The organism is Rahnella sp. CFA14(1/10) (assembly GCF_004195095.1).
In the GTDB taxonomy this organism is placed as follows: Bacteria; Pseudomonadota; Gammaproteobacteria; order Enterobacterales; family Enterobacteriaceae; genus Rahnella; species Rahnella perminowiae.
This window is the reverse complement of sequence record NZ_SEWS01000029.1, coordinates 1-709: the sequence shown is the minus strand read 5'-3', so window position 1 is coordinate 709 and position 709 is coordinate 1. Positions and strand designations below refer to the sequence as shown.

Genomic DNA, 709 nt, shown 5'->3' with positions numbered 1-709 from the left:
GCGCTTACCACTTTGTGATTCATGACTGGGGTGAAGTCGTAACAAGGTAACCGTAGGGGAACCTGCGGTTGGATCACCTCCTTACCTCAAGATACGCATTGTGCAGTGTCCACACAGATTGTCTGATAGAAAGTAACGAGCAGAAATACCTTAATAGGCTTGTAGCTCAGGTGGTTAGAGCGCACCCCTGATAAGGGTGAGGTCGGTGGTTCAAGTCCACTCAGGCCTACCAATTCCTTCCTCCTCTTCGTTGTCGCCATGTCTCGTTTGCCCAGGCAAACTTCGCATGACTCCGCCTTGATGAGAAAGTCATTGGCTGACTCATCAGGCTGATGAGTGATTAAGGTATCTGTAAGTGACTGTATGGGGCTATAGCTCAGCTGGGAGAGCGCCTGCCTTGCACGCAGGAGGTCAGCGGTTCGATCCCGCTTAGCTCCACCATTACCGTACAGCCCCTCAATAATACTTCAGAGCGTATTGGAAACAGTATGCTGCGAAGTATTTTGCTCTTTAACAATCTGGAACAAGCTGAAAATTGAAAGTTTACAGCTGAACATCACTCTCCGTATCTGTACTGAGTGATGGATTAGTCTGTAACAGAGTCTCTCAAATAATCGCAATGCGACGGTGGAAACACCTTCGGGTTGTGAGGTTAAGCGACTAAGCGTACACGGTGGATGCCTAGGCAGTCAGAGGCGATGAAGGGCGT

The 709-nt window shown here is 49.2% G+C and carries 2 tRNA genes and 1 rRNA gene; all 3 read left to right on the top strand.

Annotated elements, in window-relative coordinates:
• Positions 1-84: ribosomal RNA gene (locus EVX52_RS25090) — 16S ribosomal RNA — on the top strand; the annotation flags it as partial.
• Positions 85-155: 71 nt separating this feature from the next.
• Positions 156-232: transfer RNA gene (locus EVX52_RS25085), tRNA-Ile, on the top strand.
• Between the two features lie 133 nt (positions 233-365).
• Positions 366-441 (top strand) — tRNA-Ala (locus EVX52_RS25080).
• The last annotated feature ends 268 nt before the right edge of the window (positions 442-709 follow it).